We start from the raw sequence: 21022 nt of genomic DNA on the forward strand, positions 1-21022 counted from the left end.
CGGCTAGGCGCCTCTCGACTCCTCGAAGAGGGCGCTCACGGACTCACCGTTGTGAATGCGGCGTACGGCCTCGGCAAGGGCCGGACCGATGGACAGAATGCGCAGCTTGTCGGTGTGCTCGTCCAGGGGCACCGGGACGGTGTTGGTGCACACGATCTCCAGCACGTCGGGCTGCTCGCTCAGCCGCTTGAGCGCACCGGCCGCGAACAGCCCGTGCGTGCAGGCCACCCGGATCGAGCGCGGCCCCAGCTCCCGTAGCTTCTCGAGCAGTTCGATGACCGTGCTGCCCTTGGCGATCTCGTCGTCCAGGACGATCACGTCCCGGTCGGCCACGTCCCCGATCACGGAACTGATGCTCACCCGGTCGTCCGCGAACCGCTGCTTCGCCCCGGCCGCCACCTGTGCGCCGATCAGCCGGGCGAAGGCGGCGGCCTCCTTGGCGTTGCCGAGGTCCGGGGAGACGACCGTGGTGCGCGAGAGGTCGTACTGCCGAAAGTGCGCGGCCAGTTCGCGCAGCGCGTGCAAGTGGTCCACCGGCACCGAGAAGAAGCCGTGCACCTGCGGTGCGTGCAGGGTCATGGCGAGGACGCGGCCGGCGCCCGCCGCCACCAGCAGGTCGGCGACCAGCCGCCCGCCGAGGGAGATGCGGGGCGCGTCCTTCTTGTCGGAGCGGGCGTAGGAGTAGTGGGGCATGACGACGGTGATCCGGCCGGCCGAGGCACCCCGGGCCGCGTCGCACATCAGCAGCAGCTCCACCAGGTGCTCCTGGACGGGTCTGACCAGCGGCTGGATCAGGAAGACGTCCCGTTCCCGGCAGTTGGCCTGAAGCTGCACCTCCAGACAGTCGTTGGCGAACCGACTGACCTGGGTCGGGCTGAGCGGCACGCCCAGATGGGCGCAGACCTCCTGAGCCAGTTCGGGATGGGCACTGCCACTGAAGACGGCGATGTCTCGCACGATCCGCTCCTCGCATGATCAGCACGGGCTGCGTCGATCATGTTACTGGCGGCCGGGGAAGCGAGGCACCCGACGGTCAGCCGCCCAGTACCCCGGGCAGGGTCAGCGCGCCCAGCACGGTGGCGCCGACCAGGAGCCAGGCCACGTAGTCGCCGACGTGGCCCGACTGCAGGCGGCGCAGCGGCAGCGCCCAGTCCGGGGTGGCCGCCCAGCGCGGGCGGGTCACGGCGAGTGCGGCGAGACCCACGGCGAGCAGGGTGGAGACCAGACCCAGCACGACGCCGTGCGCTGTCCAGTGGACGGAGGCGTGGGCACCGCCCGACCCGGCCTCGTTGACCGAGCGGGCCACCGGCGCGGCGAGGCCCGGGGCCACGCCGACGGCGAAGGCGGCGGCGAGCAGCACGGCGGGCACCGCGGTCATGGAGTCCGGGATGCGGCCGAGTCTCCTGCCGGTCTCGGGTCGCTCACCGGACCCGCTGGTCTCGTACTCGGTGTCCTTCGGGCGCGGCCCCAGCCCCAGGAACACCCGGGCGGTGACCCGCAGCACCGCGCCCGCGGTCACCGCGGAGGCGAGCACGTACACCACGGTGAGCGGGCCACCGGCCGTCTCCTCGGTGATCGCCTTGCCAAGGGCCGTCCCGAACGGGGGAAGGCCCGCGAGGGCGAGCCCGCCGATCGCGAACATCACCGCGAACGCGCGCATCCCCCGCGCCCTGCCGTGCAGGGCATGCTCGTCGACACTGCCGAACCGGTTCAGGAGGGCTCCGGCGCAGGCGAACAGCGCGGCCTTCACCCCGGCGTGCCCGACGAGGTACAGGGCGACCCCGTCGTCCCCTTCGGGGGTGAGCACGCCGAGGCCGACGAGGAACAGGCCGGTGTGCGCGACTGTGGAGTAGGCGAGCAGCCGTTTGATGTGCCGCTGGTACCAGCACATGACGGCGCCGATCGCCGCGGTCAGGACACCCAGGGTCACCAGCGCCCGGGTCAGGTCGGCGGCGGGGATGCCACCGGGTCCGGCGAAGACGGTGCCGTACACACGCCAGACGCCGTAGGCGCCGAGTTCCACCATGACGCCGGACAGCATCATGCACACCGGAGTGGGGGCGACCGCGTGCGCGTCAGGGAGCCAGAAGTGGAACGGCACGGCGGCCGCCTTCACCAGCAGCCCGGTCATGACCAGCACGAACGCGGCGAGGACGAGGGCGTCCGGGCCGCCCTGCGTGGCCGTGCCGTCCACACCGCGTCCGATCTTCACCATGGCCAGTTCGCCCGTACGGGCGTACAACAGGCCGATGCCCGACAGCATCGCGTACGCGCCGAGGGAGTTGACGACTCCGAAGGTCAGCGCGCCCTGCACAGCCTTCGCCTCGTCGATCCGGTAGCCGGTCAGCGCGTAGGCGACGACGCTCATCAGCTCGAAGAACACGAACGCGTTGAACAGGTCCCCCGCGAGCGCGAAGCCGCACATCGCGCCCTGGAAGACCAGCATCAGCGCGGGGAACGAACCGGCGTGGCCGCGCGGCGGCTCGTCGAAGTAGCGCCAGGAGTACACGAGCGCCGACAGGGTGAGCAGCGAGGCCAGTGCGGCCATGCCCAGGGCCGGGCCGTCCCCGACCAGCACGATGCCGACGCTCTCCCCGTCGACGGGCCGCCAGCCGCCGACCCATTCCACCAGCGGCGGCGAGGAGTTGAGGAGCAGCACGAGCGCGAGGGCGGCCGTGGCGCCGGAGACGACGCACCCGGTGGTCTCGGCGACGGCCCGGGGCAGCCCGCGGCCCGTGGCCACCAGGAGGGCGGCCCCGAGCAGCGGCACCGCGAAGAGCAGCGGGAGCAGGTGGTGCATCAGCCGCGCAGCTCTCTCAGCTCGTCCGGGTCGAGGGTGCCGTGCCGCTTGGCGACCTGCAGGACGAGGGCGAGCAGCAGCGCGGTGACGGTGGCGCCGACGACGATGTCGGTGAGGGTGAGCGCCTGCACCACCGGGTCGACGACGGGCCGGGACCCCGGCTCGATGTCGGAGAAGACCGGCGCGGTCGCCCCGTCGCGGTAGCCGACGGCCAGCAGCAGGACGTACGTGGACGACTGGCACACGGCCAGGCAGCCCACGGTGTGGATCAGATTGCGGCTGGTGGCGAGGCCGTAGCAGCCGGCCAGGAAGACGTAGGCGGCGACCAGGTAGGGCAGGACGTGCATCACGGCGTTCTCAACTCCCGCGTTTCTCCTCGATCTCGACGGCCTGGTCCAGGAACTCCGCGAGCAGCAGGACGACCGCACTGGCCACCTCCATGCCGACGGCAGCGTTCAGCAGCGGGACGCTGCCGCCGGAGGACAGCGTGTTGAAGGTGCCGTACGGCAGCAGCGTGTTGGCCAGGAATGCGGTGCCCGCGAGGAGGCCGGCGAGGCCCAGGACGACGTAGGCGGAGACGGCGAGCGCGTCACAGACGTCGAACACGCCCAGGGGGCGGACGCGTTCCAGGGCGCGGTAGTCGGCGCCGAGGTACAGCAGGTGCAGGGCGGTCGCGGCCACGACCCCGCCCTGGAAGCCGCCGCCGGGGCTGAGCTGGCCGTGGGCGATGACGTAGAGGCCGGTGAGGAGAGCGACGGGCAGCACGACCAGTGCGTAGCGGCGGACGGGTCGGGCCACTTCGGCGGGCCGTGGCCGCGCCCGGTGCTCGTCGCGGGCCTCCCGCAGGAGCACCAGGCAGCCCAGGACGGCGGCGAACAGGATGCTCGTCTCGCCGAGGGTGTCGTAGGCGCGCTGATCGAAGTTGACCGAGGCGATCGTGTTCGCGGTCTGCCGGGCGAGGGCGGCTCGGACGGCCCGCTCACCGTACGGGTGCCATCGGCCACCGAAGGCGGGCAGGTCGAGGCCGGCGGCGACCAGCAGGGCGGCCACCCCCGCGCCGCCTACCGCGAGCAGCCACAGCCGCAGCCGCCGGGTCATCGCGCGCGGTCCTTCGTGCGGCCCCGCCGTCTGACCTTGCGCACCGACAGCATGATCAGCAGCGGGGTGAGCGCGGAGCCCACGGCGAGCTGCGACAGGGCGACGTCCGGGGCCTGGAGCACGGTGAACAGGACGGCCAGGACGACGCCGAGCACGGACAGCACCAGGGCCTGCCGGGCCGGTTCGCGCTGGGCCACGGCGGCGGTGGCGGAGGCGGCCACGAGCAGCAGGGCCGCGACGAGGACGGCATCAGCCATGCCGCTCCTCCTCGCTCCCACCCCGCACCGCGACCGCGTCAGGCACCCCGCACCGCCCGGAAGCCACCCGCCAGGGCCCGGGACGCAATGACGTTGCCACCGATCAGCAGGGCCCCGATCACCAGCAGTTTCAGCATCGCCCGGCTCGGGCCGGTGGCCACGCACACCGCCACCACGACCGTCGTGGCCAGGCCGACGGCGGCCCAGGTCAGGCCCCAGGCCCGCGGCGGCTCGTCCGCCAGGTCGTCGGCGAGCAGACGGGCGAAGACGAGGGTGCCGACCGGGCCCAGCAAGGCCATCAACAGGGCGAGGTCGACGTAGGAAGGTCGGCCGTAGCCCTGGGCGAGCAGCAGCAGGGCCGGGCAGACCGCGGAGGTGGCCAGGTTCTGGGCCATGACCCGGCGGGGCAGCGGGCCGGTGGCCGTCCCCCACAGGGCGGCCGCCCCGGCCCCCCCGAGTTCGACGGTCGCCGCGAGGAGCCAGCCGTTCACCGCCAGGTCACCGCCCGCCGTCCGGCCCGCGCCAGCAGCGCCCCCACGGCGGCGGCGCTCGCGCCGACGATCCGCTCCAGGGTGTCGACCGAGCTGATGAACACCAGCCACAGCAGGGCCAGTCCGGCCCACCAGGCCAGGAGTTCACCCACGACGAGGAGGGCCGTACGCCCGGTCATCCGCCACCTCCTCGGTCCGTTCTGCACTGGCATACAAAGCTTTGTCCCGATGCGCCGCTTGGGGCATCCAAGCACCACCGGGCCTGTCATCGGCGGCGGCACGCGGACCCGGGAGCGGGTGCCCCGGGAGCGCGAGCCGAAACGGCGGGCAGACGTCCGTCGTGGTCCGGGTGGCCTCATCCCGAGCAGCCTCCCTCCAGTGCCGCGAAGTTGACCGGACCCGATCGACCGAGCGATCGCCGGCATACAGGTCCGTACCAAGGTATTGACGCCTCCTTACTTCACTCCTTAAATCAAGAGTCATCTCACCCCCCACGTGAACGGAGAGTCATGGCCTCCCCACGCCTGCTCCGCAGATGCCTGTTCGCCGCTCTGTCCGCCGCGCTGGTCGGCTCGGCCGCCGTCGGTCCGGCCCGGGCGCAGACCGAGGCCCCGGCGGCCGCGGCCGTGACCACCTTCTCCGACAGCTTCGACGGGCCCGCGGGCGCCGCGGTCGACTCCTCGAAGTGGACGCTGGAGACCGGCGACAACGTCAACAACCACGAGCGGCAGTACTACACGTCCGGGACCAAGAACGCGGCCCTGGACGGCCAGGGGCATCTGGTGATCACGGCCCGCAAGGAGAACCCGGCGGGCTACCAGTGCTGGTACGGCAGCTGCCAGTACACCTCGGCGCGGATGAACACCGCCGGGAAGTTCAACGCGCAGTACGGCCATGTCGAGGCCCGGATGAAGATCCCGCGCGGGCAGGGCATGTGGCCCGCGTTCTGGATGCTCGGCACTCCGGTGAACTGGCCGGACTCGGGTGAGATCGACGTGATGGAGAACGTCGGGTTCGAGCCCTCGACCGTGCACGGCACCATCCACGGCCCGGGCTACTCCGGCTCGGGCGGCATCGGCGCCGGCTACACCCTGCGGAACGGGCAGGCCTTCGCGGACGCGTTCCACACCTTCGCCGTCGACTGGGCGCCCGACTCGATCACCTGGTCCGTGGACGGGAACGTCTACCAGCGGCGCACGCCCGCCGACCTCGGCGGGAAGACCTGGGTGTTCGACAAGCCGTTCTTCCTGATCCTGAACCTGGCGGTCGGCGGCTACTGGCCGGGCGACCCGGACGGCTCCACGCAGTTCCCGCAGCAGCTGGTGGTCGACTCGGTGTCGGTGACGACGAGCGACAGCGCGGCCGGTGTCCCGATCCGGGGTCTGGCGGGCAAGTGCGTGGACGTGGCCGGCGCGAACTCCGCCAACGGCACTCCGGTCCAGCTCTACGACTGCAACGGCACGGGCGCCCAGCAGTGGACGGTCGGCTCGGACGGCACCATCCGGGCGCTCGGGAAGTGCCTGGACGTCACCGGCAACGGTACGGCGGACGGCTCGACCGTCCAGCTGTGGGACTGCACGGGCGGCCCCAACCAGAAGTGGGCCGTCTCGACGGCGCACGACATCGTCAATCCGCAGGCGAACAAGTGCCTCGACGTGACCGGGAACAACTCGGCCAACGGCACCCGGCTGCAGATATGGACGTGCACCGGCGGCGGCAACCAGAAGTGGACGGTCGGCTGAGCCGCCTGCGGATCAGAGGGGTGTCCAGTGGTATTGGCCGCCGCCCACCCAGCGGACCGCGTCCGGGTCGTTCAGGTCGTGGATCGTGATGCCGTGGGTGGCGGCGACCTCCAGCACGTCGGTCGCGGTCCTGGCCCGGCCGACCACCTGACCGTCGATCTCCACCACCCGGAAGGGCGGCTCCCCCGGCTTGCCCGGGCACACACCGTGCACCAGGACCCGCGGATGGGAGATGTAGGGCACTGCTTGTTCGGTCATGCAATAGAGCGTAGAACGCAACCGGGGCCGACGACTCGTCCGCGGAGCCGTCCAGGCCCGGCGGCCCTCCGGGGCGCGTGCCGGCGGGCGTGCGGAGCGGGTCAGGCTGGGGAACCCTGGAGGGGCATCGCGCGCTGGAGGTGACCATGGATCCCGTCGCGGCCCTCGACCGGATCGCCTTCCTGCTGGAGCGGTCACTGGCGCCCACCTACCGGGTGCGGGCCTTCCGGACCGCCGCCCGGGTCCTGTCCGCGCTGCCCGAGGACGAGGTCGCCGCGCGGGCGGCGGCCGGGACGCTGGAGTCGCTGAAGGGGGTCGGGCCGAAGACCGCGCAGGTGGTGCGGGAGGCCCTGGCCGGGGAGGTGCCCGGCTATCTGCGCACGGTGGAGGAGGAGAGCGGCGGGCCGCTGACCGTTGAGGGCGGCACCGAGCTGCGGGCGCTGCTGCGCGGGGACTGCCACACCCACTCGGACTGGTCGGACGGCGGCAGCCCGATCGAGGAGATGGGGCGTGCGGCGGCCCGGCTGGGCCACGAGTGGACGGCCCTGACCGACCACTCCCCCCGGCTGACCGTGGCCCGGGGCCTCAGTGCGGAGCGGCTGCGCGAGCAGTTGGAGGTGGTGGCCGGGCTGAACGCGCAGTGGGCGCCGTTCCGGCTGCTCACCGGCATCGAGTGCGACATCCTGGAGGACGGCTCGCTGGACCAGGAGCCCGGGCTGCTGGAGCGGCTGGACGTCGTGGTGGTGTCCGTGCACTCCAAGCTGCGGATGGACGCCCGCTCGATGACCCGCCGCATGGTGACCGCCGTACGCGATCCGCACGCGGACATCCTCGGCCACTGCACGGGACGTCTGGTCACGGGCCGTGGCAGGCCGGAGTCGGAGTTCGACGCGGACGAGGTGTTCGCCGCCTGCGCCGAGTCGGGTACGGCCGTGGAGATCAACAGCCGTCCCGAGCGGCTGGACCCGCCGCGGCGGCTGCTGCGTCGGGCCGTGGCGGCCGGGGTGCTGTTCTCGATCGACACCGACGCGCACGCACCCGGCCAGCTGGACTGGCAGATCCTCGGCTGCGCCCGGGCCGAGGAGTGCGGGGTGCCCGCCGAACGGGTGGTGACGACCTGGCCGGCCGAGGAGCTGCTGGCCTGGACGCGGGAGGGCCTCACGCCCGCCCGGGCGTCATGAGAAAGCCCCGACCGTGACGGGGGAATCACGGCCGGGGCGGCCAGGTGGTGGGCACGGACGGCGGTCGCCGCTCGGCGAAGGGCACCACAGGGCTTCAGCCGAACGATCGTCCCTGTGGGCGGATGGTGAGGCCCGGGGACACTGTCCCGTCCGCACCCACGACTGGTTCAACGGACAACTATCTTGTGGTGTTCCAGCCGGGGTCCGTGAGGTGTGTCACGCCGGTCAGCGCGGGGTCCGTTCCTCCAGCGCGGCCCGCCAGGCGGGGTACCGGTCCTCGGTCGTCCGTTCGGCACGGTGGCCACCGCGCGCGAAGAAGTCGGCCAGGGGCAGGATCGCCGCGCCGACGGTGACCGCGTCGGGTCCGAGCCTGCCGAGGTCGATGCTGACCTTGTCGGCCGGGTACCGCAGGGCGTACGTCGACGCGTGGCGGCGTACGGCGGGCAGGAACCGCGTGCCGAGCTGGAGTCCGGCCCAGCCGCCGATGAGGATCCGCTCGGGCTGGAAGAGGTTGATCAGGTCGGACAGGCCGGCACCCAGGTACTCGGCGGTCTCCTCCAGGACCGCGAGCGCGACCGGGTCGGGGTCCCTGCCCTCCGTGGGGTAGGCGGCGGCGAGCATCGCGGTGAGCGCGGTCTCCTCGTCGGCGCCCTCGGGCGGCCGTCCGCCCTCCTCACGCCAGCGGGCGAGCAGCGACTCGGCACCGGCGTAGGCCTCCAGGCAGCCCGGCGCACCGCACCGGCAGCGGCGCCCCCGGACCCGTACGGTCAGATGGCCCCATTCGACGGCCCGCCCGTGCTCCACCTCGGGGGTGACCAGGCAGGCACCGACACCGGAGCCGAAGAGCACGACCACCGCGTTGCGGGCGCCGCGCCCGCCGCCGAACCACATCTCGGCCTGCCCCAGGGTCTTGGCGCCGTTGTCGATGAAGTACCGCACGGCGTCCGGCAGTCGGGAGGTCGAGCGGAGCAGCCGCTCCAGCGGGACCGCGTCCCAGCCGATGGTCTGTCCGTGCACGACGGCACCCTGGTCCGCCGTGTGCTCGACGATGCCCGGGACGCCGACGCCGACCCCGAGCAGCCGCTCGGGCGAGGCCCCCTCGGCCTCGAGGACCTCGGCGATGCCGTCACGGATGTGGCCGACGATCACGTCGACGTCGTAGCCCTGCTGGGTGAGCGGGCGTTCGGTGCGGGCGAGTTCGGTGAGGGCCAGGTCGAACAGCTCGACTCGGACACGAGTCTCGCCGACGTCGACGCCGATCATCTGGCCGCTGTGCGGGGAGACCCGCAGCAGGGTGCGCGGGCGGCCGCCGTCGGAGTCGACGCTGCCCGCCTCCTCGACCAGCCCGTCGGCGACCAGGTCCGCGACCACGTTGCTGACCGAGCCGGAGCTCAGTCCGGTGACCGGGCCCAGTTCGAAACGGCTGAGCGGGCCGTCGAAGTACAGCCGTTGCAGCACGGCCGTGCGGTTGCCCCGTCTGAGGTCGCGTACCGTTCGCCCGTTGCGCCCCGCCATGTGGCTCCCTTCGAACCATGTCCCGACCTGCAACATACCCCTCGGAACAGGCTGCACGCGACTTTCGGCCAACCCTTATTTCATGTGATGAGCTAAGCGTCGGCCGCCTTGATCCCACCCAGCGCGGCGACGAGCTCCGGGGCGACGGCCTCCTGGGCCCAGCGGGCGTGGCCCTCGTCGACCGCCCGCGGCACCGTCTCGACCAGCATGATCAGGTAGAGGTAGGCGCGGTAGAGGGCGAGCCGGACGCGGTCCGCGCGCCCGAGCGCGGCGCGGCCGCCGCCCTGTCGGTAGCCCGCGAGGAAGGCCTCGTCCTTCTCGATGTCGTCCAGCAGGGCGAGGGAGACGAAGTCGGCGAGGGGATCGCCCCAGAACATGCGCTCGCCGTCGATCAGGCCGCCGATGCGGGGGCCGTCGGGCGTGCGGTCGACGAGGATGTTGCCCGGCCACAGGTCGAAGTGGACCGGGCGCGCGACGGTGACCTCGTCCAGGGCGTCGTACGCGGCCCGGGCGGTACGGGCCACCTCGTCGGCGGGGCGGGGCAGCCGGGCCCGGTAGCGGCGGGCGTCGTCCAGGACCGCGTCGAACATCGTGGTGAACGCCGTCCGCCAGTCGGGGGCGAGCGGGCCGAGGGCACCGGACGGGTAGCCGAAGGCAGGCCCGGTCACCTGGTGCAGGCGAGCGACCTGACGTCCCAACTCACCGCGCAGTTCGGCCTGTTCGGTATCGGTGAGGGAGTCGTCCCAGGGGGTGCCGGGGCAGGCGGTCTGCAGCAGGTGCCGTACCTCGGGGCCGTCGTCGGCGTGGAGTGTGCGGGGTGCGGGGACGCCGGCCTCTTCGGCGGCGCGGCTTAACACCGCCTCGGAGTGCAGCAGCCGGGCCTCGTAACGCAGGCCCGGTGCCGTCGGCGCGGCCTTCAGGACGCAGCGGGTGCCGTCGGTGAGCCGCAGTTCCTCGACGGTGTTGTAGGTGCCGCCGCCCAGCGGGCGCACTCCGGCCAGGCGGCCGGGGCCGACGCCCGCCGCGGTCAGGACCCGCCGGGCCCGCTCCTCCGGCTCCCCCATCGTGCACCCCCTTCCCACGGCGGTCAGCCCGCCGCGTACACGTCCTCGACGTAACGCCCGTCCGCCATCAGCGAGTCCAGCCACCGCCCGGCGGCCGCCTCGTCGGCGCCGGGAGTCCGTTCCCGGTACAGGGTACGGAACACCTCGCGAACTCCGGGTGCCATGCGGGAGCCATCGCCGCAGACATGGACCCGGGCTCCCGCGGTGAGCAGTTCCCAGACCTCGTCGGCCTCGGCGGCGATGCGGTGCTGGACGAACAGGGCGCCGTTCTCCGGGGCGGCGCTGAAGGCCGGGCGCAGGCGGACGGCTCCGGCGGCCTCGGCGGCGCGGAGTTCACCGGCGTGCAGGAAGTCGGCGTCGGGCGCGTCGCAGCCGAAGTAGAGCAATGCCGGCGGGAGTTCGGTGCCGCCGGCACGGGCCGCGGTGCGGTCGGCGACGGCTCCGCGGAACGGGGCGAGGCCCGTGCCCGCGGCGATCATCACCACCGGTGCGCTGCCGTCGGTCCGGAAGACCTCCCGGCAGGGCTGGACGCGGGCGTACACGGTGTCGCCGGGCCGCAGGGCGGCGAGGTACCCGGAGCAGGTGCCCCGGTAGCGGCCCTTGCCCATGGGGGTCCCCCCGCTCGAGCGCAGCCGAGAGTGGGGGAGGGCGGGGGCGTCCAGTACGGAGACCATGAGGTCCGCGTGGCGCGGGTCGGCCGCCGGGGAGGAGGAGATGGAGTAGTGGCGCGGGCGCAGTGGGGTCAGCAGGTCGAGGAGGTGCGGCCAGTCCAGGGCGCCGCGCAGGGCGGGGTGGTCCTCGGCGATCTCCACCAGGGTGCGCGGGTCATCGCCGGTCAGGGCCGCGAGGGCGGCGCGCTCGGGCGGGCAGGGGTTGGCCTCGGCGAGCAGGGCCAGCTGACGTGCGGTCGGCCGCTCCTGCAACTCGACGTGGTGTGTGAACAGTTGGCGTGCGGTGAGCGGGCGGTCCACGGCGAGGCCGTCGCGGCGCTGGCGGGTGGCCCGGATGTCCAGGACGACGTCGAGGTCGACACCGAGCGCGGCTGCGGCGCGCTCCACGAGGCCGGGGGCGTTCGCGGGGAGCACGGTCAGGTGGTCGGCGGTGCGGTAGGCGACGCCGTCGGGCAGGGCGACGCGCAGGAACCGCTTGGTGCGCGGGTGTCCCGGCGCGGTGAGGTCGTACGCCTCGGTGACGGTCATGGGGACCAGCCCGTGCCGCTCGGCCACGGCGTCCAGCGGGCCGCCGGTGACGGTGCGGACCTCGTACGCCGTGGCGGGCTCCTCCTCGGTGCCGGTGACGGCGTCCGGGTCGCCGTACTCCTGGAGCAGGGCGGTGCGCAGCCGGGCGGTGAAGTCGCGGACGGTGCCGCTCAGGTCGCCGGAGGCGTCGGCGGCGGCGCGGCCGGTCAGCCGGGTGGCGCCGAGTTCGGCGAGGCGGGCGTCGATGCGGGTGGGGACGTGCTGGTAGGTGGCTGCCCAGTTGCGGTCGCCGACGCCGAGGACGGCGTAGGTCACGCCGGTGAGGTCGGGGGTGCCGTCGAGCCAGGCGGTGAAGGCGGTGGCGTCGTCGGTGGGGTGGCCGTTGTAGGAGGCGGCGGTGATGACGACGGGCCGGTCGGTGGGCAGGCCGTCCGCGTACCCGTCCAGGGCGGCGACCTCGGTGGCGCAGCCGACGGCGGCGGCCTCGTCGGCGAGCTGGGCGGCGAAGGCGCGGCAGGTGCCGTAGTTGCTGCCGTGCAGGAAGAGGGCGCCCGTGCCGGGGCGGACCCGGACCGGGAGGGTGTCCGGGGCCGGGGTCGGTGCGCCGGCAGCGGCCGCGGCACCGGGCAGCGGAGCGTGGACGCGGTCGGCGGCGGTGCGCGGGGTCAGGGTGAGGGTGAAGCCCTCGGGCTTGAGGGTCAGGGTCTCCTTCACCGTGAGCGCGTAGTCGGCGTGGTCGTGCAGCCGGTATCGGTGGACCAGCATGGCCAGCAGCATGGTCGCCTCGTGCAGCGCGAACTGCCGTCCGATGCAGGCGCGTTCACCAGTGCCGAAGGGCTTGAAGGCGTGCAACGGCCGGGCCGCCTCGGCCTCGGGGGCGAACCGCTCCGGGTCGAACAGCTCCGGGTTGTCGCCCCACACGGGCTGCCGGTGCAGCATCGGGGCGAGCACGGTGACGGCCTGCCCGGCCCGCATCGGGATCCGGCCGCCGAGCAGGGTGTCCTCGCGGGCGTGCCGGCTGAAGGCGGCGGCCGTCGGCCACAGCCGCAGCGCCTCGTTGAGGACCTGACGGGTGTAGGTGAGGCGGCCGATGTCGTCGTACGTCGGCTCGGGGTCCGGGGTGTCGCCCCACAGCGCGTCGGCCTCGCGCTGGACCAGCCGGAGCGCGGTCGGGTGCTTGGCCAGGTAGTACAGGGCGAAGGACATCGCGCCGGAGGTGGTCTCGTGCCCGGCGATCAGGAAGGTGATGACCTGGTTGCGGATGTTGGCCGGGTCGAGGGTGGTGCCGTCGGCCGGGTGCGGGGCGCTGAGCATCAGCCCGAGGAGGTCGTCGGCCGTGCTCTGATCGGTGCCGGTACGGGAGGCGATGACGTCGTCCACGACGTGGGCGAGGTGGTCGGCGTCGGCGCGGAAGGCCGCGTCGGCGGCCGTGTGGTCCTGGCCCGGGGAACGGGCGAGGCGGGTCATGGCCCACTCCAGGCAGCGCACCATCGACTCCACGAAGGGGTGCGGCTCGGCCCGCTCGAAGGAGCCGAAGTCGTAGCCGAATCCGGCCAGTCCGATGGTGTCGAGGGTCATGCGGGTCATGTCGTCGGGAACGTTCACCGGCTGCCCGCCGTGCGCGGCCCGGTCCCAGGAGTCGATGAGCCGGCGGGCCACCTTCAGCATCACCGGGTGGTAGGTCCGCATCGAGCCGAGCGCGAAGGCGGGCATGAGGATGTCGTGCGCCTTGGCCCAGTTGGGCTCGTCGTTGTAGGCGGTGAACAGGCCGTCGGCGGCGAAGGCGCGCACGTTCTCCAGAGCGGGCCCGACGTGCTTGGCGAACCGCTCCTCGTCGGCCAGGTCCGCGACCAGAGCGGCGTCGGCGACGAACAGCACGTCACGCCCGTGCAGCCGGCGCACCAGCGCCGGACCGTGGGCGCGCATCAGCTCCATGACCTGCTGGATGGGGGTACGGCCGGGCCCGGTGGCGGTGACGTCCACGACGGGGACGCCGGGCAGGGTACCGGCGGTCTCGGGGTGCAGTGCGGTGGGGCGCATGGCGCGACAACTGCCTTTCGCGGTACGGGGAGTACTGCGTTCCAGCGTGCGCGAGCCGACACAGTGGCCGGGACCGCGGGACTACACGATCGTGCAGTGGAAAGTGACGGCGGGGGCTTGCGCACGGGCCGCGGCCCTGGATGCCTCACCGCCCGCGCCGGCGGCACAGGGCCGCGAGGAGCTGGGTGAGCACCTTCAGCGCCGCATTGCGGCGGGCCGGCTTCCGGGACCACACGGCGGGCAGGACGACGCCCGCGTAGAGCGCGGCGAAGGCCAGGGCCGCGAGCAGGGCGGGTACGGCGGTCAGGGGGAACGGCTGGAGCGGCATGGTGGATCCTTCGTGGCGGGCGGTCGGCTGGGTGCCGTACGAGCTTGGCCGCGCGTGGCGTCGGCGTGGCCGGGCTCCGAGGCACGCCGAACTCCCGGCGAAAGGCGCAGGTCGGGCCGTACGCTTCGGGGAGTCCGCCGAACCACACCGAAGGAGTGGGGAGTTGACCGCACCACCGGCGGGTCCCGTCGCGGACTTCTGGGCAGAGCTGCACCGACTCGTGCGGGCGTGCCGGGTGCCGCAGACGGAGATCGCCTCCGTGCTCGACCTGAGCGGCGCCTCGGTCTCGGAGCTGCTCAACGGGCGACGGCGGAGGGTTCCGGAGTGGGAGGTGGTCCGGCGGATCCTCGCACTGTGCGCGAAGCGGCGGGGCCCCGGCGCGGCCGTACCGCCGGGCAGTACAGCCCGGCCGGGTCGGTCGACGTCTACGACACCTGCCTGGACCTGATCGGCAAGCTGTCGCGGAACGACGTGCCGGCTTTCCCTGAGGCGTTGAGCCGTCAACTGGTGCACGAAATACCCTCGTTGCCGGACGAGGCCGTGGCCTCCGTGATGAGGCGCCTGTGCCGTCATCTCGAGGAGCGGGGCCCGGTCGGCCCGGCGGCACGGCACATCCTCATGGACTGTGTGCACGAGACCGTCGGGCGGCACGACCCGGAACTGACCCCGCTGCTGGCCCGGATCACGGAGCTGCTCGCCCGGCAGCAGGACTCCCCGCTGACGGCCCTGCTGGGCCTCGCCCGGGCCGCGCGCTCCAGCAGCGCCTGGGTGTGGTGCGGCATGCCACAGGGCACGTCGGCCCGGGAGCATCTCGATGACCTCCTCGACGCCCTTGACGTCCCCCAGGCCGGCGCCCGCCACCCCGACGCCCTCGTCGCCCTCCTGCGTGCCGCTGCCGACCTCGGCCTGTGCGACTGGCTGGCCGCCCGCGCACCCGAGGTGCTCCGGGCGCTTCCCCCAAGCGCTTTCGACCTCCTGCGTCCCTGCGACCTGCCACCCCTGCGCGAGGCGCTGCCACCGGGCGCGTACGCCGACGAGTTCATGGAGGTGGAACGCGCCTGGCGCTGACTTCAGGTTGCCTCTGACCTGCGTCTTCCTCTTTGATGGCAGGCGGCGGTGCAGGTGACGGATCCGGGAGGTGCGGATGGACCTGGGCCGGATCGAGGCCGTGGTGTGGCGCAACCGTGCGCTGACCCTCTTCGACCGGGTCTCCGTACCGGTCGCGGTCTGCGACGTGCACGGCCGGGTCGGACTTGCCAACCCGGCGATGGCCGCCGAGTGCGGTACGACACCGGGGCGGCTGCGGGGCCGGGCCGTGCTGGAGCTTTTCCGGCCGCAGGAGGCCACGCAGGTCGACCGGATCGCCGAGGCGCTGCGACTGCGGCACCGGTCGCGCTATCAGGTGTCGGTGTGCTGGCGCTCCCCCGGCGGGGCCGAGCGGTACGGCGAGCTGACGGCGGACCCGGTGAGCGACAGCGTGGACGAGACGCCGGCCCTGCTCGTGATGCTGCGGGTCCGGGGCGAGCGCGAGGCGCACCGCGAGCCGGAGCCGCCGCCGGTCACCCCGGTGGAAGGCCAGGTACTGGCGCTCCTGGCCGGGGGTGCCACCACGACCCGGGCGGCGCGCGAGCTGGGCCTGAGCAAGGACGGCGTCACCTACCACCTGCGCCGTCTGTCGGCCCGTTGGGGCGCGTCCAACCGCACCGAACTGGTCGCCCGCGCCTACGCCTTGGGTGTGCTCCCGTCGGGGGTGTGGCCGCCGGAGGCGAGGGTCGCCGAGGCGGATTAGGGGGTGACACCGGCCGCCCGGAAAACCATTCGCCCACCCTCCCTCCGGCTGCCTAGGCTAGCCATGAACCTAGACCCTCTAGGTTCATGGCATCGAACCCGGAAGGCCTCCCATGAAGTCCCTCACCGAGCAGGACATCCGCAACTCGTTCATCAACTGCTCCAAGGGCGACGCCAAGCGCCTGGCGGTCCCACGCGACCTCGGTGAACAGCCCTGGGACGACCTGGACTTCCTCGGCTGGCGGGATCCCGGGGCGCCCGACCGCAGTTATCTGGTCACCGAGCGGGAGGGCAGGCCCGTGGGTGTCGCGCTGCGCTTCCCGGCCTCGCGGCGCGGGTTCCTGCACCGCAGCATGTGTTCGGTGTGCCTGACCACGCATCCCGGCGGCGGGGTGTCGCTGATGACCGCCCGGAAGGCGGGGGCGGCGGGACGCGAGGGCAACTCGGTCGGGGTGTACATGTGCACGGACCTGGCGTGCTCGCTGTACGTGCGCGGGAAGAAGGCGCCGGAGTCGGGGAGCCGGTTCGAGGAGAGCCTGACCCTGGAGGAGCAGATCGCCCGCACGACGGGCAACCTGTCCGCCTTCGTCGACAAGCTCTACGCCTGACGCCCCCAGGGCCCTCTACGCCTGACGTCGGCGAGCTCCGCGCCCGACGCCCCCGGGGCCCGGTCAGCCACCCGGGGTGAGCACGATCTTGCCCCGGTTGCCGCGGCTCTCCAGCCGCTCGTGCGCGGCGCGCGCCTCGGCCAGGGGCAGTACGGTCTCGACCGGCACCCGGTAGGTGCCCGCGGCCACCCGCTCGGCCAGCTCGCGCAGGTCGGGGCGCGGATCCCAGCCGTGGATCTGCAGGTTGGTGAGCTGGAAGCCCAGGATCGCGATGTTCTTCGGGTAGAAGTCGCGAGTGTCGACGGTGCTGGGCTCCAGGGCGACGTTGGCGAGGGAGACGACCCGGCCGCCGTGCGCCGTCTCGCGCAGGCTCCGCCCGAAGGCCCGGCCGCCCACGGTGTCGAGGACGACGTCGCCGCCGCGCCCGCCGGTGAGCCGCAGCACTTCCTCGACCTCGGCCTCGTCGGCGTGCCGGGAGGTGTCGACGACCTCGGCCGCCCCGAACTCCCCCGCCCACGCGGCCTTTTCGGCCGATCCGGCGAGGGCGACCACCCGGGCGCCGGCCTCGGCGGCGATCTGCACCGCCGCGGTACCGACGCCGCTCGCGGCGGCCTTGACCACGACCGTCTCCCCCTTGGCGACCCGGGCCAGACGGCGCAGGCAGTACCAGGCGGAGAGCCACGCGACGGGCAGGGCCGCCGCCTCGGTCGGGTCCACGCCGTCGGGCAGCACCGTGACCCGCGTGGCGGCCACGGCAGCCGACTCCGCGTAGAAGCCGGGTGAGTCGATGCCGTCGAGTGCCATCACCCGCTGTCCGACCTCGAACCCGCTCACCCCCTCGCCGACCGCCGCCACCGTCCCGGCCGCCTCCACGCCGGGGATCAGCGGGGGCCGCCCGGCCCGGTGGTAGGCACCGGCCCGGACCAGCGCGTCCGCGCGGTTCACCCCCGCGGCCTCGATCCGCACCAGCACCTGCCCGGGCCCGGCCACCGGGTCGGGAACCTCCACCGGCACCAGTACCTCGGGCCCGCCGAACTCCTCGATCCGCACCGCACGCATCCCGCACCGTCCTCATTCGCACAACATCTGCCTGACACCGCATGAACTGGTGTCACGATGCGACACCTGTTCATCCAGTGTCAAGTCACCTCCTGAAGCAGTGTCGCGAGGTAGGCTGCCCACATGACCCAGCCATCCGACCCGGCCCTCGCCTTCCCCTTCCTCGGCGGCCGCCCCTGCCTGGACTTCGTCGCGACGCTCGGCAGACGGCACGCGACGCCCCTGGAGCGGATCCCCGATCCCGGCGCCCTGAGCCGCTGGATCACGGAGGCGGGGCTGGCCACGGAGGACGGCCCGCTCCCGGTCGCGTCGCGCGACCTGACCGAGGCCCGCGCCCTGCGCGAGGCGGTGTACCGCGTCGTACGGTCGGCGATGGCCGGGCAGGAGCCGGACGCGGGCGATGTGCAGCTGGTCAACGAGGCGGCGGCCCGGCCGGATCTCGCGCCCCAGCTGGGCCCTCGGCCCTGGACGGCGCGCCACCCGGTGCGCGCCGCCCTGGCGACCGTGGCCCGGGACGCCGTCCTGCTGGTCGGCGGCCCACTGCTGGAGCGCGTCAAGGAGTGCGGGAACCCGGACTGCTCGCTGCTGTTCCTCGACGACTCCCAGGCCCGGCGGCGGCGCTGGTGCTCGATGGAACGGTGCGGCAACCTCGCGAAGGTCGCCGGCTACCGTTCGCGCAACCGGGCCGCCTCGACGCGGTGAGGGTGGATCAGCACGTCATGGCCGCGGGCCGGCGCGATGCCGTGGGGGCCTTCGTCCGGGTGGTCGGTGCCGATGCTGCGGGTCGGCCGGGCCCGCTCCAGCCAGGCGCGGGCAGGTGAGGCGAGCCGGCGTCGTGGGCGGACAGCGGCACCATGGTGCCGCTGCTCGCGGACGTGGTCTGCGGTACGGCGGGGAGGGAGACGAGCGGGGCCAGGGCCGATCCGATGGGGTTTTCCCGCACGTCTTCCCTTGGCCGGAGGGATCAATGTAGAAGTCGTTGCGGACAGATCCGGTCCTCTACCGATCACGTTCGACCCACCTCCGGAATGGGAACAGGCCAAGGGATGCACGACGTACGCAAGTGGAGCGAGCCACTCCTGCGCCTGGTGGGACGCCGCGGAGAACCGGTGGTCGTCCAGACGCTGCGGTCGGCCGCCGCGGCCACGATCGCCTACGTCATCGCGCTGCGCCTGAGCCCCGAGCCGGCCCCGCTGACCGCACCCCTGACCGCCCTGCTGGTCGTCCAGGTCACCTTCTACGCCACGCTCACCAACGGCATCCGCCGGGTGAACTCGGTGGTGGCCGGGGTGCTGGTCGCGATCGCGTTCAGCCTGCTGGTGGGGCTGACCTGGTGGAGCCTCGCGCTGCTGATCGTGGCCTCGCTGACCGTCGGGCACCTGGTGCGCGTCGACGAGTACGTGGCCGAGGTGGCGATCAGCGCCATGCTGGTGCTCGGGGTCACCACCGTCGGCTTCACCGCCTGGGCCCGGATCGTGGAGACGCTGATCGGCGCGGTCGTCGGCATGGCCTGCAACCTGCTGCTCCCGCCCCCGGTCTGGGTGGACGAGGCGGGCCAGTCGATCGAGGGTCTGGCGCGCCGGCTACGGCAGTTGATGCTCCGGATGGGCGAGGAGGCCGCGGGCCGCACCCCCTGGGAGCAGGCGGCCGAGCGGCTGCACGAAGCCCGCCGGCTGGACCACGACATCGTCCGGGTGGACGCGGCGCTGCGGCAGGCCGAGGACAGCCTGCGGCTCAATCCGCGCGTCAAGGAGGGCCTGCTGCACCGGGTGGTGCTGCGCACCGGACTGGACACGCTGGAGATCTCCACGGTCGTGCTGCGGGTACTGGCCCGTACCTTCACGGACCTGGCGAAGACCCGCGGCTCCGAGGAGCTGTTCCCGTCCCGGGTCGGGGCGACCGTGGAACAACTGCTGTCCGAGATCGCCGACGCCGTGGTCAGCTTCGCGGTGCTGGTGACCACCCACCTGAGCGAGAACGCCGAGTCGGCGGAGGCGCGCCTGGCGGCCGAGCTGACCACCGCGGCCGCCACCCGCGACCGGCTCGCCGAGCTGCTCCGGGAGGAGATCGGCGAGGACTCGACGAACTGGCACCTGATGGGCGCCGTACTGACCGAGGTGAACCGGATCATCGACGAACTCGACACCGAGCACCGCACCCGGCGTCTGCTGGAGGAGCTGGACCGGGTGTCCCGGGAGCACCGGGCCAAGCTGCCGAGGATGAACCGGCTGCGCGAGCGCCTCGGCGTCCAGGAGGAGCTGTGGCGGAACCGAACGGGAGTCAGCGGGCGTTCTCGGTGAGGGAACGCCGGGGCGGGGCCGGCACCGAAGGGCGAAGGAGCAGGCCTGTGGCCGACACCGGGGTACGGATCGACGGGAACACGCTTCGACTGCCCGGCGGGGTGGCTGTGCGGTTCATCCGCACGCTGCGACTGCCGGAGACGGGCACGCACCCACTGCCGCCGGGGCTCGGCGAGTTCCCGGTCAGGCGGGTGTCCGACTACGCCGACCGGGTCCCCGGGGAGTGGCGGGCGCGCGGCGGCGTGATGCTGCCGGTGTATCTGCGCGAGGCGATGTGGCTGAGTTTCGCCGGCACGAAGGAGCCGGCCGCCCTTCAGGTCGGCGTGGGCAAGGTGTGCGCCGTCTCCGGTAAACCGTGGCGCGACCGGCTCTCCCGTGACCCGCAGAACTACCTGGTGCTGCCCCGCCAGCCCTGGCTGGACGGCATCAACTCGGGCAAGGGGACGGTCCGCCAGTTCGTCGCCGTGCCGCTCGGTCTCGGCGCGACCGTGGAGGGGCAGGTCACCGGCGAGGAGGTGTGGGGTGGCGTCCAGCTGCAGTCGTTCGCGCTGACGGACGAGGCCCTGGGTGAGTGGCGACGACTGGAGCGGGAGCGGAAGGCGCGGGCGTCCGGGAAGATCCGCGGCTACGGCCCGCCGCTCCCCATGGCCGCCGCCGCACCCGGCGGCCCCCTGCCGCCGCCCTCCGCCCCGGCCGCGCCCGGCGGGCCGGCCGCCGCGCCCCCGCGGCGCGCGGCGGCCATGGGCCTGGGTGTCGGCGGCTCGATGCGCCAAGAGGTCTACGAGGACGACCGGCCGCTCACGGACTGGGCCGGGACTCCCTCCGGACGGGTGTTCGTCCACCTGGTCACGCCCCCGGAGTGGCGCCGCATCACGGGCGAGGCGCCGCCGCCGTCACCGGTGGACCGGGCGGCCTACACGAGCGCGGGGCTGCCCTGGTTCGACTACTACGACGAGGACGCCGAGGACCTCGCTCCCACGGAGGCCCTGGAGGGCGTCAAGCCGGTCGGCGACTGGCTCGGGGACGACCTGGACCCCTGGCAGGAGCCGCACCCGGGCCAGGTGACACCGCTGAAGGACGCGCCGGGCAAGCCGGTCGAGGACGGGGAGTGGTAGCCGGGGCAGGCATTGCATTCTGCGCAACACCTGTTGCCGTTCTTGCCTTCGACGATGGATCCACGCCAAGGTGACTGTCACGAGCGGGGCAACCGATGACCTGAGGTGCGGGATGGACAGGGACGCGCGGGCGACGCGACGGGGGTCCCCCCTGCTCGAGCGAAGCCGAGAGCTCGGGG

22 protein-coding genes are annotated in these 21022 nt (G+C 73.2%); 9 read left to right on the forward strand and 13 right to left on the reverse strand.

The features are described 5' to 3' along the window. Positions 1 to 3 precede the first annotated feature (3 nt). From ACIF83_RS43115 to ACIF83_RS43145, 7 genes are all read right to left on the reverse strand, one after another. Positions 4 to 957: a ribose-phosphate diphosphokinase gene (locus ACIF83_RS43115; protein ID WP_393477708.1), complete on the reverse strand. Its 954-nt coding sequence runs from the start codon at positions 955 to 957 to the stop codon at positions 4 to 6. A 76-nt stretch (positions 958 to 1033) separates the two neighbouring features. Next, entirely contained in the window at positions 1034 to 2800 is a 1767-nt protein-coding gene (locus ACIF83_RS43120; protein ID WP_399735798.1) for a complex I subunit 5 family protein, read from the reverse strand. After that, the gene (locus ACIF83_RS43125) at positions 2800 to 3147 is read right to left on the reverse strand and encodes a sodium:proton antiporter (protein WP_393477703.1); all 348 of its coding nucleotides are present in this window, start codon (positions 3145 to 3147) and stop codon (positions 2800 to 2802) included. The genes ACIF83_RS43120 and ACIF83_RS43125 overlap by 1 nt, the downstream gene beginning before the upstream one ends. A 10-nt stretch (positions 3148 to 3157) precedes the next feature. Further along, positions 3158 to 3898, reverse strand: coding sequence for an MnhB domain-containing protein (locus ACIF83_RS43130; protein WP_393477701.1), 741 nt, complete (start codon positions 3896 to 3898; stop codon positions 3158 to 3160). Continuing rightward, entirely contained in the window at positions 3895 to 4155 is a 261-nt protein-coding gene (locus ACIF83_RS43135) for a Na(+)/H(+) antiporter subunit B (RefSeq protein ID WP_393477699.1), read from the reverse strand. Before ACIF83_RS43135 ends, ACIF83_RS43130 begins: the two co-directional genes overlap by 4 nt. A gap of 38 nt (positions 4156 to 4193) precedes the next feature. Then, a complete protein-coding gene (locus ACIF83_RS43140) occupies positions 4194 to 4646 on the reverse strand; it encodes an MrpF/PhaF family protein (RefSeq protein WP_393477696.1) in 453 nt (150 codons plus the stop codon). Next, on the reverse strand, positions 4643 to 4825 hold the full coding sequence (locus ACIF83_RS43145) for a hypothetical protein (RefSeq protein ID WP_393477694.1): 183 nt from the start codon (positions 4823 to 4825) through the stop codon (positions 4643 to 4645). The genes ACIF83_RS43140 and ACIF83_RS43145 overlap by 4 nt, the downstream gene beginning before the upstream one ends. A 330-nt stretch (positions 4826 to 5155) precedes the next feature. On the opposite strand from ACIF83_RS43145, the gene ACIF83_RS43150 reads away from it, so the two are divergent. Next, the gene (locus ACIF83_RS43150; protein ID WP_399735803.1) at positions 5156 to 6388 is read left to right on the forward strand and encodes a ricin-type beta-trefoil lectin domain protein; all 1233 of its coding nucleotides are present in this window, start codon (positions 5156 to 5158) and stop codon (positions 6386 to 6388) included. A 12-nt stretch (positions 6389 to 6400) separates the two neighbouring features. On the opposite strand, the gene ACIF83_RS43155 is transcribed toward ACIF83_RS43150, so the two are convergent. Further along, the gene (locus ACIF83_RS43155) at positions 6401 to 6646 is read right to left on the reverse strand and encodes a hypothetical protein (RefSeq protein ID WP_393477690.1); all 246 of its coding nucleotides are present in this window, start codon (positions 6644 to 6646) and stop codon (positions 6401 to 6403) included. Positions 6647 to 6792: 146 nt separating this feature from the next. Here ACIF83_RS43155 and ACIF83_RS43160 point away from each other — a divergent pair, with 146 nt between their 5' ends. Further along, a complete protein-coding gene (locus ACIF83_RS43160; protein WP_398140165.1) occupies positions 6793 to 7827 on the forward strand; it encodes a PHP domain-containing protein in 1035 nt (344 codons plus the stop codon). 225 nt (positions 7828 to 8052) lie between these two features. Here ACIF83_RS43160 and ACIF83_RS43165 read toward each other — a convergent pair whose 3' ends face one another. The 4 genes from ACIF83_RS43165 to ACIF83_RS43180 all read right to left on the reverse strand — a co-directional run bounded on the left by ACIF83_RS43165 (position 8053) and on the right by ACIF83_RS43180 (position 13973). After that, positions 8053 to 9342: an ROK family protein gene (locus ACIF83_RS43165; protein WP_393477685.1), complete on the reverse strand. Its 1290-nt coding sequence runs from the start codon at positions 9340 to 9342 to the stop codon at positions 8053 to 8055. Positions 9343 to 9434: 92 nt separating this feature from the next. Then, positions 9435 to 10406: a phosphotransferase family protein gene (locus tag ACIF83_RS43170; protein ID WP_399735808.1), complete on the reverse strand. Its 972-nt coding sequence runs from the start codon at positions 10404 to 10406 to the stop codon at positions 9435 to 9437. A gap of 23 nt (positions 10407 to 10429) precedes the next feature. Beyond that, positions 10430 to 13645: a cytochrome P450 gene (locus tag ACIF83_RS43175; RefSeq protein WP_399735811.1), complete on the reverse strand. Its 3216-nt coding sequence runs from the start codon at positions 13643 to 13645 to the stop codon at positions 10430 to 10432. 145 nt (positions 13646 to 13790) lie between these two features. After that, a complete protein-coding gene (locus ACIF83_RS43180; RefSeq protein WP_398140167.1) occupies positions 13791 to 13973 on the reverse strand; it encodes a hypothetical protein in 183 nt (60 codons plus the stop codon). Between ACIF83_RS43180 and ACIF83_RS43185 the strand changes: the two genes are divergently transcribed. The 4 genes from ACIF83_RS43185 to ACIF83_RS43200 all read left to right on the forward strand — a co-directional run bounded on the left by ACIF83_RS43185 (position 13972) and on the right by ACIF83_RS43200 (position 16369). After that, complete coding sequence (locus ACIF83_RS43185) at positions 13972 to 14421, forward strand: helix-turn-helix domain-containing protein (protein ID WP_399735814.1); 450 nt, start codon at positions 13972 to 13974, stop codon at positions 14419 to 14421. The genes ACIF83_RS43180 and ACIF83_RS43185 overlap by 2 nt on opposite strands. Further along, the gene (locus ACIF83_RS43190; RefSeq protein WP_399735817.1) at positions 14328 to 15041 is read left to right on the forward strand and encodes a hypothetical protein; all 714 of its coding nucleotides are present in this window, start codon (positions 14328 to 14330) and stop codon (positions 15039 to 15041) included. The genes ACIF83_RS43185 and ACIF83_RS43190 overlap by 94 nt, the downstream gene beginning before the upstream one ends. Positions 15042 to 15117: 76 nt before the next feature. Then, on the forward strand, positions 15118 to 15762 hold the full coding sequence (locus ACIF83_RS43195) for a PAS domain-containing protein (protein WP_393477673.1): 645 nt from the start codon (positions 15118 to 15120) through the stop codon (positions 15760 to 15762). 112 nt (positions 15763 to 15874) lie between these two features. Next, positions 15875 to 16369 carry an FBP domain-containing protein gene (locus ACIF83_RS43200; protein ID WP_393477670.1) on the forward strand — a complete coding sequence of 165 codons (495 nt, stop codon included), beginning with the start codon at positions 15875 to 15877 and terminating at the stop codon, positions 16367 to 16369. Positions 16370 to 16432: 63 nt separating this feature from the next. On the opposite strand, the gene ACIF83_RS43205 is transcribed toward ACIF83_RS43200, so the two are convergent. Continuing rightward, the gene (locus ACIF83_RS43205; RefSeq protein WP_393477668.1) at positions 16433 to 17428 is read right to left on the reverse strand and encodes a zinc-binding alcohol dehydrogenase family protein; all 996 of its coding nucleotides are present in this window, start codon (positions 17426 to 17428) and stop codon (positions 16433 to 16435) included. 123 nt (positions 17429 to 17551) lie between these two features. Between ACIF83_RS43205 and ACIF83_RS43210 the strand changes: the two genes are divergently transcribed. From ACIF83_RS43210 to ACIF83_RS43220, 3 genes are all read left to right on the forward strand, one after another. Then, positions 17552 to 18130, forward strand: a complete 579-nt coding sequence (locus ACIF83_RS43210) for a CGNR zinc finger domain-containing protein (protein ID WP_393477665.1) — start codon at positions 17552 to 17554, stop codon at positions 18128 to 18130. Between the two features lie 344 nt (positions 18131 to 18474). Continuing rightward, complete coding sequence (locus tag ACIF83_RS43215; RefSeq protein ID WP_398140172.1) at positions 18475 to 19728, forward strand: aromatic acid exporter family protein; 1254 nt, start codon at positions 18475 to 18477, stop codon at positions 19726 to 19728. A gap of 47 nt (positions 19729 to 19775) precedes the next feature. Then, positions 19776 to 20843, forward strand: coding sequence for a hypothetical protein (locus ACIF83_RS43220; RefSeq protein ID WP_398140173.1), 1068 nt, complete (start codon positions 19776 to 19778; stop codon positions 20841 to 20843). Positions 20844 to 21022: the final 179 nt, after the last annotated feature.

This window comes from Streptomyces sp. NPDC085866 (assembly GCF_044541035.1).
In the GTDB taxonomy this organism is placed as follows: domain Bacteria; phylum Actinomycetota; class Actinomycetes; order Streptomycetales; family Streptomycetaceae; genus Streptomyces.

What these genes read in the sequence shown, in the direction of transcription:
- ACIF83_RS43120 (WP_399735798.1), bottom strand. Translation starts at nt 2,800, where the DNA reads ATGCACCACCTGCTCCCGCTGCTCTTCGCGGTGCCGCTGCTCGGGGCC.
- ACIF83_RS43125 (WP_393477703.1), bottom strand. Translation starts at nt 3,147, where the DNA reads ATGCACGTCCTGCCCTACCTGGTCGCCGCCTACGTCTTCCTGGCCGGC.
- ACIF83_RS43130 (WP_393477701.1), bottom strand. Translation starts at nt 3,898, where the DNA reads ATGACCCGGCGGCTGCGGCTGTGGCTGCTCGCGGTAGGCGGCGCGGGG.
- ACIF83_RS43135 (WP_393477699.1), bottom strand. Translation starts at nt 4,155, where the DNA reads ATGGCTGATGCCGTCCTCGTCGCGGCCCTGCTGCTCGTGGCCGCCTCC.
- ACIF83_RS43145 (WP_393477694.1), bottom strand. Translation starts at nt 4,825, where the DNA reads ATGACCGGGCGTACGGCCCTCCTCGTCGTGGGTGAACTCCTGGCCTGG.
- ACIF83_RS43150 (WP_399735803.1), top strand. Translation starts at nt 5,156, where the DNA reads ATGGCCTCCCCACGCCTGCTCCGCAGATGCCTGTTCGCCGCTCTGTCC.
- ACIF83_RS43155 (WP_393477690.1), bottom strand. Translation starts at nt 6,646, where the DNA reads ATGACCGAACAAGCAGTGCCCTACATCTCCCATCCGCGGGTCCTGGTG.
- ACIF83_RS43160 (WP_398140165.1), top strand. Translation starts at nt 6,793, where the DNA reads ATGGATCCCGTCGCGGCCCTCGACCGGATCGCCTTCCTGCTGGAGCGG.
- ACIF83_RS43165 (WP_393477685.1), bottom strand. Translation starts at nt 9,342, where the DNA reads ATGGCGGGGCGCAACGGGCGAACGGTACGCGACCTCAGACGGGGCAAC.
- ACIF83_RS43170 (WP_399735808.1), bottom strand. Translation starts at nt 10,406, where the DNA reads ATGGGGGAGCCGGAGGAGCGGGCCCGGCGGGTCCTGACCGCGGCGGGC.
- ACIF83_RS43175 (WP_399735811.1), bottom strand. Translation starts at nt 13,645, where the DNA reads ATGCGCCCCACCGCACTGCACCCCGAGACCGCCGGTACCCTGCCCGGC.
- ACIF83_RS43185 (WP_399735814.1), top strand. Translation starts at nt 13,972, where the DNA reads ATGGTGGATCCTTCGTGGCGGGCGGTCGGCTGGGTGCCGTACGAGCTT.
- ACIF83_RS43180 (WP_398140167.1), bottom strand. Translation starts at nt 13,973, where the DNA reads ATGCCGCTCCAGCCGTTCCCCCTGACCGCCGTACCCGCCCTGCTCGCG.
- ACIF83_RS43195 (WP_393477673.1), top strand. Translation starts at nt 15,118, where the DNA reads ATGGACCTGGGCCGGATCGAGGCCGTGGTGTGGCGCAACCGTGCGCTG.
- ACIF83_RS43200 (WP_393477670.1), top strand. Translation starts at nt 15,875, where the DNA reads ATGAAGTCCCTCACCGAGCAGGACATCCGCAACTCGTTCATCAACTGC.
- ACIF83_RS43205 (WP_393477668.1), bottom strand. Translation starts at nt 17,428, where the DNA reads ATGCGTGCGGTGCGGATCGAGGAGTTCGGCGGGCCCGAGGTACTGGTG.
- ACIF83_RS43210 (WP_393477665.1), top strand. Translation starts at nt 17,552, where the DNA reads ATGACCCAGCCATCCGACCCGGCCCTCGCCTTCCCCTTCCTCGGCGGC.
- ACIF83_RS43215 (WP_398140172.1), top strand. Translation starts at nt 18,475, where the DNA reads ATGCACGACGTACGCAAGTGGAGCGAGCCACTCCTGCGCCTGGTGGGA.